The 16,260-nt window shown below is 53.6% G+C and carries 13 protein-coding genes; all 13 read left to right on the forward strand.

Annotation, left to right across the window (positions count from 1 at the left end):
* Nucleotides 1-5: 5 nt before the first annotated feature.
* Nucleotides 6-1,772 carry a peptidoglycan glycosyltransferase FtsI gene (gene ftsI, locus G434_RS05690; RefSeq protein ID WP_000642196.1) on the forward strand — a complete coding sequence of 589 codons (1,767 nt, stop codon included), beginning with the start codon at nt 6-8 and terminating at the stop codon, nt 1,770-1,772.
* Entirely contained in the window at nt 1,759-3,246 is a 1,488-nt protein-coding gene (gene murE, locus G434_RS05685; protein WP_000785130.1) for a UDP-N-acetylmuramoyl-L-alanyl-D-glutamate--2,6-diaminopimelate ligase, read from the forward strand. The genes ftsI and murE overlap by 14 nt, the downstream gene beginning before the upstream one ends.
* The gene (gene murF / locus G434_RS05680; RefSeq protein WP_000626670.1) at nt 3,243-4,601 is read left to right on the forward strand and encodes a UDP-N-acetylmuramoyl-tripeptide--D-alanyl-D-alanine ligase; all 1,359 of its coding nucleotides are present in this window, start codon (nt 3,243-3,245) and stop codon (nt 4,599-4,601) included. Before murE ends, murF begins: the two co-directional genes overlap by 4 nt.
* Complete coding sequence (gene mraY, locus G434_RS05675; protein ID WP_000964122.1) at nt 4,595-5,677, forward strand: phospho-N-acetylmuramoyl-pentapeptide-transferase; 1,083 nt, start codon at nt 4,595-4,597, stop codon at nt 5,675-5,677. Before murF ends, mraY begins: the two co-directional genes overlap by 7 nt.
* Before the next feature lie 2 nt (nt 5,678-5,679).
* A complete protein-coding gene (gene murD / locus G434_RS05670; protein WP_000796455.1) occupies nt 5,680-6,996 on the forward strand; it encodes a UDP-N-acetylmuramoyl-L-alanine--D-glutamate ligase in 1,317 nt (438 codons plus the stop codon).
* On the forward strand, nt 6,996-8,240 hold the full coding sequence (gene ftsW / locus G434_RS05665) for a cell division protein FtsW (RefSeq protein ID WP_001295532.1): 1,245 nt from the start codon (nt 6,996-6,998) through the stop codon (nt 8,238-8,240). The genes murD and ftsW overlap by 1 nt, the downstream gene beginning before the upstream one ends.
* Nucleotides 8,237-9,304: an undecaprenyldiphospho-muramoylpentapeptide beta-N-acetylglucosaminyltransferase gene (gene murG, locus G434_RS05660; RefSeq protein WP_000016559.1), complete on the forward strand. Its 1,068-nt coding sequence runs from the start codon at nt 8,237-8,239 to the stop codon at nt 9,302-9,304. The genes ftsW and murG overlap by 4 nt, the downstream gene beginning before the upstream one ends.
* Nucleotides 9,305-9,357: 53 nt before the next feature.
* Nucleotides 9,358-10,833: a UDP-N-acetylmuramate--L-alanine ligase gene (murC, locus tag G434_RS05655; RefSeq protein WP_001096047.1), complete on the forward strand. Its 1,476-nt coding sequence runs from the start codon at nt 9,358-9,360 to the stop codon at nt 10,831-10,833.
* Nucleotides 10,826-11,746, forward strand: a complete 921-nt coding sequence (ddlB, locus tag G434_RS05650) for a D-alanine--D-alanine ligase (RefSeq protein WP_000130056.1) — start codon at nt 10,826-10,828, stop codon at nt 11,744-11,746. The genes murC and ddlB overlap by 8 nt, the downstream gene beginning before the upstream one ends.
* Before the next feature lies 1 nt (nt 11,747).
* The gene (gene ftsQ / locus G434_RS05645) at nt 11,748-12,578 is read left to right on the forward strand and encodes a cell division protein FtsQ (protein WP_000075744.1); all 831 of its coding nucleotides are present in this window, start codon (nt 11,748-11,750) and stop codon (nt 12,576-12,578) included.
* On the forward strand, nt 12,575-13,837 hold the full coding sequence (gene ftsA, locus G434_RS05640; protein WP_000588474.1) for a cell division protein FtsA: 1,263 nt from the start codon (nt 12,575-12,577) through the stop codon (nt 13,835-13,837). The genes ftsQ and ftsA overlap by 4 nt, the downstream gene beginning before the upstream one ends.
* A 60-nt stretch (nt 13,838-13,897) precedes the next feature.
* Nucleotides 13,898-15,049: a cell division protein FtsZ gene (gene ftsZ, locus G434_RS05635; protein WP_000462776.1), complete on the forward strand. Its 1,152-nt coding sequence runs from the start codon at nt 13,898-13,900 to the stop codon at nt 15,047-15,049.
* A 100-nt stretch (nt 15,050-15,149) separates the two neighbouring features.
* The gene (gene lpxC / locus G434_RS05630) at nt 15,150-16,067 is read left to right on the forward strand and encodes a UDP-3-O-acyl-N-acetylglucosamine deacetylase (protein ID WP_000595482.1); all 918 of its coding nucleotides are present in this window, start codon (nt 15,150-15,152) and stop codon (nt 16,065-16,067) included.
* Nucleotides 16,068-16,260: the final 193 nt, after the last annotated feature.

A 16,260-nucleotide genomic window follows, 5' to 3' on the forward strand; every position in this document is an offset into this window, starting at 1 on the left:
GACGCATGAAAGCAGCGGCGAAAACGCAGAAACCAAAACGTCAGGAAGAACATGCCAACTTTATCAGTTGGCGTTTTGCGTTGTTATGCGGCTGTATTCTCCTGGCGCTGGCTTTTCTGCTCGGACGCGTAGCGTGGTTACAAGTTATCTCCCCGGATATGCTGGTGAAAGAGGGCGACATGCGTTCTCTTCGCGTTCAGCAAGTTTCCACCTCCCGCGGCATGATTACTGACCGTTCTGGTCGCCCGTTAGCGGTGAGCGTGCCGGTAAAAGCGATTTGGGCTGACCCGAAAGAAGTGCATGACGCTGGCGGTATCAGCGTCGGTGACCGCTGGAAGGCGCTGGCTAACGCGCTCAATATTCCGCTGGATCAGCTTTCAGCCCGCATTAACGCCAACCCGAAAGGGCGCTTTATTTATCTGGCGCGTCAGGTAAACCCTGACATGGCGGACTACATCAAAAAACTGAAACTGCCGGGGATTCATCTGCGTGAAGAATCTCGCCGTTATTATCCATCCGGCGAAGTGACTGCTCACCTCATCGGCTTTACTAACGTCGATAGTCAGGGGATTGAGGGCGTCGAGAAGAGTTTCGATAAATGGCTTACCGGGCAGCCGGGTGAGCGCATTGTGCGTAAAGACCGCTATGGTCGCGTAATTGAAGATATTTCTTCTACTGACAGCCAGGCAGCGCACAACCTGGCGCTGAGTATTGATGAACGCTTGCAGGCGCTGGTTTATCGCGAACTGAACAACGCGGTGGCCTTTAACAAGGCTGAATCTGGTAGCGCCGTGCTGGTGGATGTCAACACCGGTGAAGTGCTGGCGATGGCTAACAGTCCGTCATACAACCCTAACAATCTGAGCGGCACGCCGAAAGAGGCGATGCGTAACCGTACCATCACCGACGTGTTTGAACCGGGCTCAACGGTTAAACCGATGGTGGTGATGACCGCGTTGCAACGTGGCGTGGTGCGGGAAAACTCGGTACTCAATACCATTCCTTATCGAATTAACGGCCACGAAATCAAAGACGTGGCACGCTACAGCGAATTAACCCTGACCGGGGTATTACAGAAGTCGAGTAACGTCGGTGTTTCCAAGCTGGCGTTAGCGATGCCGTCCTCAGCGTTAGTAGATACTTACTCACGTTTTGGACTGGGAAAAGCGACCAATTTGGGGTTGGTCGGAGAACGCAGTGGCTTATATCCTCAAAAACAACGGTGGTCTGACATAGAGAGGGCCACCTTCTCTTTCGGCTACGGGCTAATGGTAACACCGTTACAGTTAGCGCGAGTCTACGCAACTATCGGCAGCTACGGCATTTATCGCCCACTGTCGATTACCAAAGTTGACCCCCCGGTTCCCGGTGAACGAGTCTTCCCGGAATCCATTGTTCGCACCGTGGTGCATATGATGGAAAGCGTGGCGCTACCGGGTGGTGGCGGCGTGAAGGCGGCGATTAAGGGCTATCGTATCGCCATTAAAACCGGTACCGCGAAAAAGGTCGGGCCGGACGGTCGCTACATCAATAAATATATTGCTTATACCGCAGGCGTTGCGCCTGCGAGTCAGCCGCGCTTCGCGCTGGTTGTTGTTATCAACGATCCGCAGGCGGGTAAATACTACGGCGGCGCCGTTTCCGCGCCGGTCTTTGGTGCCATCATGGGCGGCGTATTGCGTACCATGAACATCGAGCCGGATGCGCTGACAACGGGCGATAAAAATGAATTTGTGATTAATCAAGGCGAGGGGACAGGTGGCAGATCGTAATTTGCGCGACCTTCTTGCTCCGTGGGTGCCAGACGCACCTTCGCGAGCACTGCGAGAGATGACACTCGACAGCCGTGTGGCTGCGGCGGGCGATCTCTTTGTAGCTGTAGTAGGTCATCAGGCGGACGGGCGTCGATATATCCCGCAGGCGATAGCGCAAGGTGTGGCTGCCATTATTGCAGAGGCGAAAGATGAGGCGACCGACGGTGAAATCCGTGAAATGCACGGCGTACCGGTCATCTATCTCAGCCAGCTCAATGAGCGTTTATCTGCACTGGCGGGCCGCTTTTACCATGAACCCTCTGACAATTTACGTCTCGTAGGCGTAACGGGTACCAACGGCAAAACCACGACGACCCAGCTGCTGGCGCAGTGGAGCCAACTGCTTGGCGAAACCAGCGCGGTAATGGGCACCGTTGGTAACGGTCTGCTGGGGAAAGTGATCCCGACAGAAAATACCACCGGTTCGGCAGTCGATGTTCAGCATGAGCTGGCGGGGCTGGTGGATCAGGGCGCGACTTTTTGCGCAATGGAAGTTTCCTCCCACGGACTGGTACAGCACCGTGTGGCGGCATTGAAATTTGCGGCGTCGGTCTTTACCAACTTAAGCCGCGATCACCTTGATTATCATGGTGATATGGAACACTACGAAGCCGCGAAATGGCTGCTTTATTCTGAGCATCATTGCGGTCAGGCGATTATTAACGCCGACGATGAAGTGGGCCGCCGCTGGCTGGCAAAACTGTCGGACGCGGTTGCGGTATCAATGGAAGATCATATCAATCCGAACTGTCACGGACGCTGGTTGAAAGCGACCGACGTGAACTATCACGACAGCGGTGCGACGATTCGCTTTAGTTCAAGTTGGGGCGATGGCGAAATTGAAAGCCATCTGATGGGCGCTTTTAACGTCAGCAACTTGCTGCTGGCGCTGGCGACGCTGCTGGCGCTGGGCTATCCGTTGTCTGACCTGCTGAAAACTGCCGCACGCCTGCAGCCGGTTTGTGGACGTATGGAAGTGTTCACTGCGCCAGGCAAACCGACGGTAGTGGTGGATTACGCGCATACGCCGGATGCACTGGAAAAAGCCTTACAGGCGGCGCGCCTGCACTGTGCGGGCAAGCTGTGGTGCGTCTTTGGCTGTGGTGGCGATCGTGATAAAGGCAAACGTCCACTGATGGGCGCAATTGCTGAAGAGTTTGCTGACGTGGCGGTGGTAACGGACGATAACCCGCGTACCGAAGAACCGCGTGCCATCATCAACGATATTCTGGCGGGAATGTTAGATGCCGGACATGCCAAAGTGATGGAAGGCCGTGCTGAAGCGGTGACTTGCGCCGTTATGCAGGCTAAAGAGAATGATGTGGTACTGGTCGCGGGCAAAGGCCATGAGGATTACCAGATTGTTGGCAATCAGCGTCTGGACTACTCCGATCGCGTCACGGTGGCGCGTCTGCTGGGGGTGATTGCATGATTAGCGTAACCCTTAGCCAACTTACCGATATTCTCAACGGTGAACTGCAAGGTGCAGATATTACCCTTGATGCTGTAACCACTGACACGCGAAAACTGACGCCGGGCTGCCTGTTTGTTGCCCTGAAAGGCGAACGTTTCGATGCTCATGATTTTGCCGACCAGGCGAAAGCTGGCGGCGCGGGCGCACTACTGGTCAGCCGTCCGCTGGATATCGATCTGCCGCAGTTAATCGTCAAGGATACGCGTCTGGCGTTTGGTGAACTGGCTGCATGGGTTCGCCAGCAAGTTCCGGCGCGCGTGGTTGCTCTGACGGGCTCCTCCGGCAAAACCTCTGTTAAAGAGATGACGGCGGCAATTTTAAGCCAGTGCGGCAACACACTTTATACGGCAGGCAATCTCAACAACGACATCGGTGTACCGATGACGCTGTTGCGCTTAACGCCGGAATACGATTTCGCAGTTATTGAACTTGGCGCGAACCATCAGGGCGAAATTGCCTGGACTGTGAGTCTGACTCGCCCGGAAGCGGCGCTGGTCAACAACCTGGCAGCGGCACATCTGGAAGGTTTTGGCTCGCTTGCGGGTGTCGCGAAAGCGAAAGGTGAAATCTTTAGCGGCCTGCCGGAAAACGGTATCGCCATCATGAACGCTGACAACAACGACTGGCTGAACTGGCAGAGCGTAATTGGCTCACGCAAAGTGTGGCGTTTCTCACCCAATGCCGCCAACAGCGATTTCACCGCCACCAACATCCATGTGACTTCGCACGGTACGGAATTTACCCTCCAAACCCCAACAGGTAGCGTCGATGTTCTGCTGCCGCTTCCAGGGCGTCACAATATTGCGAATGCGCTGGCAGCCGCTGCGCTCTCCATGTCCGTGGGCGCAACGCTTGATGCTATCAAAGCGGGGCTGGCAAATCTGAAAGCTGTTCCAGGCCGTCTGTTCCCCATCCAACTGGCGGAAAACCAGTTGCTGCTCGACGACTCCTACAACGCCAATGTCGGTTCAATGACCGCAGCAGTCCAGGTACTGGCTGAAATGCCGGGCTACCGCGTGCTGGTGGTGGGCGATATGGCGGAATTGGGCGCTGAAAGCGAAGCCTGCCATGTACAGGTGGGCGAGGCGGCAAAAGCTGCTGGTATTGACCGCGTGTTAAGCGTGGGTAAACAAAGCCATGCTATCAGCACCGCCAGCGGCGTTGGCGAACATTTTGCAGATAAAACAGCGCTTATCGCGCGTATTAAATCACTGATTGCTGAGCAACAGGTAATTACGATTTTAGTTAAGGGTTCACGTAGTGCCGCCATGGAAGAGGTAGTACGCGCTTTACAGGAGAATGGGACATGTTAGTTTGGCTGGCCGAACATTTGGTCAAATATTATTCCGGCTTTAACGTCTTTTCCTATCTGACGTTTCGCGCCATCGTCAGCCTGCTGACCGCGCTGTTCATCTCATTGTGGATGGGCCCGCGTATGATTGCTCATTTGCAAAAACTTTCCTTTGGTCAGGTAGTGCGTAACGACGGTCCTGAATCACACTTCAGCAAGCGCGGTACGCCGACCATGGGCGGGATTATGATCCTGACGGCGATTGTGATATCCGTACTGCTGTGGGCTTACCCATCCAATCCGTACGTCTGGTGCGTACTGGTGGTGCTGGTAGGTTACGGCATCATTGGCTTTGTTGATGACTATCGCAAAGTGGTGCGTAAAGACACCAAAGGGTTGATCGCTCGTTGGAAGTATTTCTGGATGTCGGTGATCGCGCTGGGTGTTGCCTTCGCGCTGTACCTTGCCGGCAAAGACACGCCCGCAACGCAGCTGGTGGTTCCGTTCTTTAAAGATGTGATGCCGCAACTGGGGCTGTTCTACATTCTGCTGGCTTACTTCGTCATTGTGGGTACTGGCAACGCGGTAAACCTGACTGATGGTCTCGACGGTCTGGCAATTATGCCGACCGTATTTGTCGCCGGTGGTTTTGCGCTGGTGGCGTGGGCGACCGGCAACATGAACTTTGCCAGCTATTTACACATACCGTATCTACGACACGCCGGGGAACTGGTCATTGTCTGTACCGCGATAGTCGGGGCAGGGCTGGGCTTCCTGTGGTTTAACACCTATCCGGCGCAGGTCTTTATGGGCGATGTCGGTTCGCTGGCGTTAGGTGGTGCGTTAGGCATTATCGCCGTACTGCTGCGTCAGGAATTCCTGCTGGTGATTATGGGGGGCGTGTTCGTGGTAGAAACACTTTCCGTCATCCTGCAGGTCGGCTCCTTTAAACTGCGCGGACAACGTATTTTCCGCATGGCACCGATTCATCACCACTATGAACTGAAAGGCTGGCCGGAACCGCGCGTCATTGTGCGTTTCTGGATTATTTCGCTGATGCTGGTCCTGATTGGTCTGGCAACGCTGAAGGTACGTTAATCATGGCTGATTACCAGGGTAAAAATGTCGTCATTATCGGCCTGGGCCTCACCGGGCTTTCTTGCGTGGACTTTTTCCTCGCTCGCGGTGTGACGCCGCGCGTTATGGATACGCGTATGACACCGCCTGGCCTGGATAAATTACCCGAAGCCGTAGAACGCCACACGGGCGGTCTGAATGATGAATGGCTGATGGCGGCAGATCTGATTGTCGCCAGTCCCGGTATTGCACTGGCGCATCCATCCTTAAGCGCTGCCGCTGATGCCGGAATCGAAATCGTTGGCGATATCGAGCTGTTCTGTCGTGAAGCACAAGCACCGATTGTGGCGATCACCGGTTCTAACGGCAAAAGCACGGTCACCACTCTAGTGGGTGAAATGGCGAAAGCGGCGGGGGTTAACGTTGGTGTGGGTGGCAATATTGGCCTGCCTGCGTTGATGCTGCTGGATGATGAGTGCGAACTGTACGTGCTAGAGCTGTCGAGCTTCCAGCTTGAAACCACCTCCAGTTTACAGGCGGTAGCAGCGACCATTCTGAACGTAACTGAAGATCATATGGATCGCTATCCGTTTGGTTTACAACAGTATCGTGCAGCAAAACTGCGCATTTACGAAAACGCAAAAATTTGCGTGGTTAATGCTGATGATGCCTTAACAATGCCGATTCGCGGTGCGGATGAACGCTGTGTCAGCTTTGGCGTCAACATGGGTGACTATCACCTGAATCATCAGCAGGGTGAAACCTGGCTGCGGGTGAAGGGCGAGAAAGTGCTGAACGTGAAAGAAATGAAACTTTCCGGGCAGCATAACTACACCAATGCACTGGCAGCTCTGGCACTGGCAGATGCCGCTGGTTTGCCGCGCGCCAGCAGCCTGAAAGCGTTAACCACATTCACTGGTCTGCCGCATCGCTTTGAAGTTGTGCTGGAGCATAACGGTGTGCGCTGGATTAACGATTCAAAAGCGACCAACGTCGGCAGTACGGAAGCGGCACTGAATGGCCTGCACGTAGACGGCACGCTGCATTTGTTGCTGGGCGGCGATGGTAAATCGGCAGATTTTAGCCCACTGGCGCGTTACCTGAATGGCGATAACGTACGTCTGTATTGTTTCGGTCGGGACGGCGCGCAGCTGGCGGCGCTACGCCCGGAAGTGGCAGAACAAACCGAAACCATGGAACAGGCGATGCGCTTGCTGGCTCCGCGTGTTCAGCCGGGCGATATGGTTCTGCTCTCCCCGGCATGTGCCAGCCTTGATCAGTTCAAGAACTTTGAACAACGAGGCAATGAGTTTGCCCGTCTGGCGAAGGAGTTAGGTTGATGCGTTTATCTCTCCCTCGCCTGAAAATGCCGCGCCTGCCAGGATTCAGTATTCTGGTCTGGATCTCCACGGCGCTAAAGGGCTGGGTGATGGGCTCGCGGGAAAAAGATACCGACAGCCTGATCATGTACGATCGCACCTTACTGTGGCTGACCTTCGGCCTCGCGGCGATTGGCTTTATCATGGTGACCTCGGCGTCAATGCCCATAGGGCAACGCTTAACCAACGATCCGTTCTTCTTCGCGAAGCGTGATGGCGTCTATCTGATCCTGGCATTCATTCTGGCGATCATTACGCTGCGTCTGCCGATGGAGTTCTGGCAACGTTACAGCGCTACGATGCTACTCGGATCAATCATCCTGTTGATGATCGTTCTGGTAGTGGGTAGCTCTGTTAAAGGGGCATCGCGTTGGATCGATCTCGGCTTGCTGCGTATCCAGCCTGCGGAGCTGACAAAACTGTCGTTGTTTTGCTATATCGCCAACTATCTGGTGCGTAAAGGCGACGAAGTACGTAATAACCTGCGCGGCTTCCTGAAACCGATGGGCGTGATTCTGGTGTTAGCAGTATTACTGCTGGCACAGCCAGACCTTGGTACGGTGGTGGTGTTGTTTGTGACTACGCTGGCGATGTTATTCCTGGCGGGAGCGAAATTGTGGCAGTTCATTGCCATTATCGGTATGGGCATTTCAGCGGTTGTGTTGCTGATCCTCGCCGAACCGTACCGTATCCGCCGTGTTACCGCATTCTGGAACCCGTGGGAAGATCCCTTTGGCAGCGGCTATCAGTTAACGCAATCGCTGATGGCGTTTGGTCGCGGCGAACTGTGGGGGCAAGGCTTAGGTAACTCCGTACAAAAACTGGAGTATCTGCCGGAAGCGCACACTGACTTTATTTTCGCCATTATCGGCGAAGAATTAGGTTATGTCGGTGTGGTACTAGCACTTTTAATGGTATTCTTCGTCGCTTTTCGTGCGATGTCGATTGGCCGTAAAGCATTAGAAATTGACCATCGTTTTTCCGGTTTTCTCGCCTGTTCCATTGGCATCTGGTTTAGCTTCCAGGCGCTAGTGAACGTAGGCGCGGCCGCGGGGATGTTACCGACCAAAGGTCTGACATTGCCGTTGATCAGTTACGGTGGTTCGAGCTTACTGATTATGTCGACAGCCATCATGATGCTGTTGCGTATTGATTATGAAACGCGTCTGGAGAAAGCACAGGCGTTTGTACGAGGTTCACGATGAGTGGTCAAGGAAAGCGATTAATGGTGATGGCAGGCGGAACCGGTGGACATGTATTCCCGGGACTGGCGGTTGCGCACCATCTAATGGCTCAGGGTTGGCAAGTTCGCTGGCTGGGGACTGCCGACCGTATGGAAGCGGACTTAGTGCCAAAACATGGCATCGAAATTGATTTCATTCGTATCTCTGGTCTGCGTGGAAAAGGTATAAAAGCACTGATAGCTGCGCCACTGCGAATCTTCAACGCCTGGCGTCAGGCGCGGGCGATTATGAAAGCGTACAAACCTGACGTGGTGCTCGGAATGGGCGGCTACGTATCAGGTCCAGGTGGTCTGGCCGCGTGGTCGTTAGGCATTCCGGTTGTGCTTCATGAACAAAACGGTATTGCGGGCTTAACCAATAAATGGCTGGCGAAGATTGCCACCAAAGTGATGCAGGCGTTTCCAGGCGCTTTCCCTAATGCGGAAGTGGTGGGTAACCCGGTGCGTACCGATGTGCTGGCGCTGCCGTTGCCGCAGCAACGTTTGGCTGGACGTGAAGGTCCGGTTCGTGTGTTGGTAGTGGGTGGTTCCCAGGGCGCACGCATTCTTAACCAGACAATGCCGCAGGTTGCTGCGAAACTGGGTGATTCAGTCACTATCTGGCATCAGAGCGGTAAAGGTTCGCAACAATCCGTTGAACAGGCGTATGCCGAAGCGGGGCAACCGCAGCATAAAGTGACGGAATTTATTGATGATATGGCGGCGGCGTATGCGTGGGCGGATGTCGTCGTTTGCCGCTCCGGTGCGTTAACGGTGAGTGAAATCGCTGCGGCAGGACTACCGGCGTTGTTTGTGCCGTTTCAACATAAAGACCGCCAGCAATACTGGAATGCTCTACCGCTGGAAAAAGCGGGCGCAGCCAAAATTATCGAGCAGCCACAGCTTAGCGTGGATGCTGTCGCCAACACCCTGGCCGGGTGGTCGCGAGAAACCTTATTAACCATGGCAGAACGCGCCCGCGCTGCATCCATTCCGGATGCCACCGAGCGAGTGGCAAATGAAGTGAGCCGGGCTGCCCGGGCGTAATTGTAGCGATGCCTTTTGCATCGTATGAATTTAAGAAGTTAATGGCGTAAAGAATGAATACACAACAATTGGCAAAACTGCGTTCCATCGTGCCCGAAATGCGTCGCGTTCGGCACATACATTTTGTCGGCATCGGTGGTGCCGGTATGGGCGGTATTGCCGAAGTTCTGGCCAATGAAGGTTATCAGATCAGTGGTTCCGATTTAGCGCCAAATCCGGTCACGCAGCAGTTAATGAATCTTGGGGCGACGATTTATTTCAACCATCGCCCGGAAAACGTACGTGATGCCAGCGTGGTCGTTGTTTCCAGCGCGATTTCTGCCGATAACCCGGAAATTGTCGCAGCTCATGAAGCGCGTATTCCGGTGATCCGTCGTGCCGAAATGCTGGCTGAGTTAATGCGTTTTCGTCATGGCATCGCCATTGCCGGAACGCACGGCAAAACGACAACCACTGCGATGGTTTCCAGCATCTACGCAGAAGCGGGACTCGACCCAACCTTCGTTAACGGTGGGCTGGTAAAAGCGGCGGGCGTTCATGCGCGTTTGGGGCATGGTCGGTACCTGATTGCCGAAGCAGATGAGAGTGATGCATCGTTCCTGCATCTGCAACCGATGGTGGCGATTGTCACCAATATCGAAGCCGACCACATGGATACCTACCAGGGCGACTTTGAGAATTTAAAACAGACCTTTATTAATTTTCTGCACAACCTGCCGTTTTACGGTCGTGCAGTGATGTGTGTTGATGATCCGGTGATCCGCGAATTGTTACCGCGTGTGGGACGTCAGACCACGACTTACGGCTTCAGCGAAGATGCCGACGTGCGTGTAGAAGATTATCAGCAGATTGGCCCGCAGGGGCACTTTACGCTGCTGCGCCAGGACAAAGAGCCGATGCGCGTCACCCTGAATGCGCCAGGTCGTCATAACGCGCTGAACGCCGCAGCTGCGGTTGCGGTTGCTACGGAAGAGGGCATTGACGACGAGGCTATTTTGCGTGCGCTGGAGAGCTTCCAGGGGACTGGTCGCCGTTTTGATTTCCTCGGTGAATTCCCGCTGGAGCCAGTGAATGGTAAAAGCGGTACGGCGATGTTGGTCGATGACTACGGCCACCACCCGACGGAAGTGGACGCCACTATTAAAGCGGCGCGTGCAGGCTGGCCGGATAAAAACCTGGTAATGCTGTTTCAGCCGCACCGTTTTACCCGTACACGCGACCTGTATGATGATTTCGCCAATGTGCTGACGCAGGTTGATACCCTGTTAATGCTGGAAGTGTATCCGGCTGGCGAAGCGCCAATTCCGGGAGCGGACAGCCGTTCGCTGTGTCGCACAATTCGTGGACGTGGGAAAATTGATCCCATTCTGGTGCCTGACCCGGCGCAGGTAGCCGAGATGCTGGCACCGGTATTAACCGGTAACGACCTGATTCTCGTTCAGGGGGCTGGTAATATTGGAAAAATTGCCCGTTCTTTAGCTGAAATCAAACTGAAGCCGCAAACTCCGGAGGAAGCACAACATGACTGATAAAATCGCGGTCCTGTTGGGTGGGACCTCCGCTGAGCGGGAAGTTTCTCTGAATTCTGGCGCAGCGGTGTTAGCCGGGCTGCGTGAAGGCGGTATTGACGCGTATCCTGTCGACCCGAAAGAAGTCGACGTGACGCAACTGAAGTCGATGGGCTTTCAGAAAGTGTTTATCGCGCTACACGGTCGCGGCGGTGAAGATGGCACGCTGCAGGGCATGCTCGAGCTGATGGGCTTGCCTTATACCGGCAGCGGAGTGATGGCATCTGCGCTTTCAATGGATAAACTACGCAGCAAACTTCTGTGGCAAGGTGCCGGTTTACCGGTCGCTCCGTGGGTAGCGTTAACCCGCGCAGAGTTTGAAAAAGGCCTGAGTGATAAGCAGTTAGCAGAAATTTCTGCTCTGGGTTTGCCGGTTATCGTTAAGCCGAGCCGCGAAGGTTCCAGTGTGGGAATGTCAAAAGTAGTAGCAGAAAATGCTCTACAAGATGCATTAAGATTGGCATTTCAGCACGATGAAGAAGTATTGATTGAAAAATGGCTAAGTGGGCCGGAGTTCACGGTTGCGATACTCGGTGAAGAAATTTTACCGTCAATACGTATTCAACCGTCCGGAACCTTCTATGATTATGAGGCGAAGTATCTCTCTGATGAGACACAGTATTTCTGCCCCGCAGGTCTGGAAGCGTCACAAGAGGCCAATTTGCAGGCATTAGTGCTGAAAGCATGGACGACGTTAGGTTGCAAAGGATGGGGACGTATTGACGTTATGCTGGACAGCGATGGACAGTTTTATCTGCTGGAAGCCAATACCTCACCGGGTATGACCAGCCACAGCCTGGTGCCGATGGCGGCACGTCAGGCAGGTATGAGCTTCTCGCAGTTGGTAGTACGAATTCTGGAACTGGCGGACTAATATGTCGCAGGCTGCTCTGAACACGCGAAACAGCGAAGAAGAGGTTTCTTCTCGCCGCAATAATGGAACGCGTCTGGCGGGGATCCTTTTCCTGCTGACCGTTTTAACGACAGTGTTGGTGAGCGGCTGGGTCGTGTTGGGCTGGATGGAAGATGCGCAACGCCTGCCGCTCTCAAAGCTGGTGTTGACCGGTGAACGCCATTACACGCGTAATGACGATATCCGGCAGTCGATCCTGGCATTGGGTGAGCCAGGTACCTTTATGACCCAGGATGTCAACATCATCCAGACGCAAATAGAACAACGCCTGCCGTGGATTAAGCAGGTGAGCGTCAGAAAGCAGTGGCCTGATGAATTGAAGATTCATCTGGTTGAATATGTGCCGATTGCGCGGTGGAATGATCAACATATGGTAGACGCGGAAGGAAACACTTTCAGCGTGCCGCCAGATCGCACCAGCAAGCAGGTGCTTCCAATGCTGTATGGCCCGGAAGGCAGCGCCAATGAAGTGTTGCAGGGCTATCGCGAAATGGGGCAGATGCTGGCAAAGGACAGATTTACTCTGAAGGAAGCGGCGATGACCGCGCGGCGTTCCTGGCAGTTGACGCTGAATAACGATATTAAGCTCAATCTTGGCCGGGGCGATACGATGAAACGTTTGGCTCGCTTTGTAGAACTTTATCCGGTTTTACAGCAGCAGGCGCAAACCGATGGCAAACGGATTAGCTACGTTGATTTGCGTTATGACTCTGGAGCGGCAGTAGGCTGGGCGCCCTTGCCGCCAGAGGAATCTACTCAGCAACAAAATCAGGCACAGGCAGAACAACAATGATCAAGGCGACGGACAGAAAACTGGTAGTAGGACTGGAGATTGGTACCGCGAAGGTTGCCGCTTTAGTAGGGGAAGTTCTGCCCGACGGTATGGTCAATATCATTGGCGTGGGCAGCTGCCCGTCGCGTGGTATGGATAAAGGCGGGGTGAACGACCTCGAATCCGTGGTCAAGTGCGTACAACGCGCCATTGACCAGGCAGAATTGATGGCAGATTGTCAGATCTCTTCGGTATATCTGGCGCTTTCTGGTAAGCACATCAGCTGCCAGAATGAAATTGGTATGGTGCCTATTTCTGAAGAAGAAGTGACGCAAGAAGATGTGGAAAATGTCGTCCATACCGCGAAATCGGTGCGTGTGCGCGATGAGCATCGTGTGCTGCATGTGATCCCGCAAGAGTATGCGATTGACTATCAGGAAGGGATCAAGAATCCGGTAGGACTTTCGGGCGTGCGGATGCAGGCAAAAGTGCACCTGATCACATGTCACAACGATATGGCGAAAAACATCGTCAAAGCGGTTGAACGTTGTGGGCTGAAAGTTGACCAACTGATATTTGCCGGACTGGCATCAAGTTATTCGGTATTGACGGAAGATGAACGTGAACTGGGTGTCTGCGTCGTCGATATCGGTGGTGGTACAATGGATATCGCCGTTTATACCGGTGGGGCATTGCGCCACACTAAGGTAATTCCTTATGCTGGCAATGTCGTGACCAGTGATATCGCTTACGCCTTTGGCACGCCGCCAAGCGACGCCGAAGCGATTAAAGTTCGCCACGGTTGTGCGCTGGGTTCCATCGTTGGAAAAGATGAGAGCGTGGAAGTGCCGAGCGTAGGCGGTCGTCCGCCGCGGAGTCTGCAACGTCAGACCCTGGCAGAGGTGATCGAGCCGCGCTATACCGAGCTGCTCAACCTGGTCAACGAAGAGATATTGCAGTTGCAGGAAAAGCTTCGCCAACAAGGGGTTAAACATCACCTGGCGGCAGGCATTGTATTAACTGGTGGCGCAGCGCAGATCGAAGGTCTTGCAGCCTGTGCTCAGCGCGTGTTTCATACGCAAGTGCGTATCGGCGCGCCGCTGAACATTACCGGTTTAACGGATTATGCTCAGGAGCCGTATTATTCGACGGCGGTGGGATTGCTTCACTATGGAAAAGAGTCACATCTTAACGGTGAAGCTGAAGTAGAAAAACGTGTTACAGCATCAGTTGGCTCGTGGATCAAGCGACTCAATAGTTGGCTGCGAAAAGAGTTTTAATTTTTATGAGGCCGACGATGATTACGGCCTCAGGCGACAGGCACAAATCGGAGAGAAACTATGTTTGAACCAATGGAACTTACCAATGACGCGGTGATTAAAGTCATCGGCGTCGGCGGCGGCGGCGGTAATGCTGTTGAACACATGGTGCGCGAGCGCATTGAAGGTGTTGAATTCTTCGCGGTAAATACCGATGCACAAGCGCTGCGTAAAACAGCGGTTGGACAGACGATTCAAATCGGTAGCGGTATCACCAAAGGACTGGGCGCAGGCGCTAATCCAGAAGTTGGCCGCAATGCGGCTGATGAGGATCGCGATGCACTGCGTGCGGCGCTGGAAGGTGCAGACATGGTCTTTATTGCTGCGGGTATGGGGGGTGGTACCGGTACAGGTGCAGCACCAGTCGTCGCTGAAGTGGCAAAAGATTTGGGTATCCTGACCGTTGCTGTCGTCACTAAGCCTTTCAACTTTGAAGGCAAGAAGCGTATGGCATTCGCCGAGCAGGGGATCACTGAACTGTCCAAGCATGTGGACTCTCTGATCACTATCCCGAACGACAAACTGCTGAAAGTTCTGGGCCGCGGTATCTCCCTGCTGGATGCGTTTGGCGCAGCGAACGATGTACTGAAAGGCGCTGTGCAAGGTATCGCCGAACTGATTACTCGTCCGGGTTTGATGAACGTGGACTTTGCAGACGTACGCACCGTAATGTCTGAAATGGGCTACGCAATGATGGGTTCTGGCGTGGCGAGCGGTGAAGACCGTGCGGAAGAAGCTGCTGAAATGGCTATCTCTTCTCCGCTGCTGGAAGATATCGACCTGTCTGGCGCACGCGGCGTGCTGGTTAACATCACGGCGGGCTTCGACCTGCGTCTGGATGAGTTCGAAACGGTAGGTAACACCATCCGTGCATTTGCTTCCGACAACGCGACTGTGGTTATCGGTACTTCTCTTGACCCGGATATGAATGACGAGCTGCGCGTAACTGTTGTTGCGACAGGTATCGGCATGGACAAACGTCCTGAAATCACTCTGGTGACCAATAAGCAGGTTCAGCAGCCAGTGATGGATCGCTACCAGCAGCACGGGATGGCTCCGCTGACCCAGGAGCAGAAGCCGGTTGCTAAAGTCGTGAATGACAATGCACCGCAAACTGCGAAAGAGCCGGATTATCTGGATATCCCAGCATTCCTGCGTAAGCAAGCTGATTAAGAATTGACTGGAATTTGGGTTTCGAGGCTCTTTGTGCTAAACTGGCCCGCCGAATGTATAGTACACTTCGGTTGGATAGGTAATTTGGCGAGATAATACGATGATCAAACAAAGGACACTTAAACGTATCGTTCAGGCGACGGGTGTCGGTTTACATACCGGCAAGAAAGTCACCCTGACGTTACGCCCTGCGCCGGCCAACACCGGGGTCATCTATCGTCGCACCGACTTGAATCCACCGGTAGATTTCCCGGCCGATGCCAAATCTGTGCGTGATACCATGCTCTGTACGTGTCTGGTCAACGAGCATGATGTACGGATTTCAACCGTAGAGCACCTCAATGCTGCTCTCGCGGGCCTGGGCATCGATAACATTGTTATCGAAGTTAACGCGCCGGAAATCCCGATCATGGACGGCAGCGCCGCTCCGTTTGTATACCTGCTGCTTGACGCCGGTATCGACGAGTTGAACTGCGCCAAGAAATTTGTTCGCATCAAAGAGACTGTTCGTGTCGAAGATGGCGATAAGTGGGCTGAATTTAAGCCGTACAATGGTTTTTCGCTGGATTTCACCATCGATTTTAACCATCCGGCTATTGATTCCAGCAACCAGCGCTATGCGATGAACTTCTCCGCTGATGCGTTTATGCGCCAGATCAGCCGTGCGCGTACGTTCGGTTTCATGCGTGATATCGAATATCTGCAGTCCCGTGGTTTGTGCCTGGGCGGTAGCTTCGATTGTGCCATCGTTGTTGACGATTATCGCGTACTGAACGAAGACGGCCTGCGTTTTGAAGACGAATTTGTGCGTCACAAAATGCTCGATGCGATCGGTGACTTGTTCATGTGTGGTCACAATATTATTGGTGCATTTACCGCTTATAAATCCGGTCATGCACTGAATAACAAACTGCTGCAGGCTGTCCTTGCAAAACAGGAAGCCTGGGAATATGTGACCTTCCAGGACGACGCAGAACTGCCGTTGGCCTTCAAAGCGCCTTCAGCCGTACTGGCATAACGACATTTATACTGTCGTATAAAATTCGACTGGCAAATCTGGCACTCTCTCCGGCCAGGTGAACCAGTCGTTTTTTTTTGAATTTTATAAGAACGATAAAAAACGGTGCGAACGCTGTTTTCTTAAGCACTTTTACGCACAACTTATCTTCATTCGTGCTGTGGACTTCAGGCTTTAATGATAAGATTTGTGC

Source organism: Escherichia sp. KTE172 (genome assembly GCF_000408845.1).
Taxonomy (GTDB): Bacteria; Pseudomonadota; Gammaproteobacteria; order Enterobacterales; family Enterobacteriaceae; genus Escherichia; species Escherichia coli.